Source organism: Paenibacillus xylanexedens, assembly GCF_007680605.1.
In the GTDB taxonomy this organism is placed as follows: domain Bacteria; phylum Bacillota; class Bacilli; order Paenibacillales; family Paenibacillaceae; genus Paenibacillus; species Paenibacillus xylanexedens_B.
The window spans coordinates 1-239 of sequence record NZ_VEIO01000099.1 but is presented as its reverse complement, the minus strand read 5'-3'; the positions used below and the strand labels follow the sequence as shown (position 1 = coordinate 239).

Annotated in this window: 1 protein-coding gene; it reads right to left on the bottom strand. The window is 55.6% G+C overall.

Annotated elements, in window-relative coordinates; all coding sequences use genetic code 11:
* A partial coding sequence (locus FS818_RS28550) for a phosphopantetheine-binding protein (protein WP_260990010.1) occupies window positions 1-239 on the bottom strand: 239 nt, incomplete at both ends.

Genomic DNA, 239 nt, shown 5'->3' with positions numbered 1-239 from the left:
CAGTGATGGCTTTGCGAGAAGTTCTGGTCAAAGAACCAATGCTGAATCGGGCTGAGCGCGACCTCCCCCTCAACGGCTCCTTCTTCAGCCGCGGTCGGGGTTGTGGCCTGCACATATCGGCTGACTTCCTTGATCGTTGGATGCGTAAATATATCCCGAACGCCCAGTTTCAGACCAGCCGCGCTTAACCTGGACACGATCTGAATCGCTTTGATCGAATCCCCGCCCCGCTCGAAAAA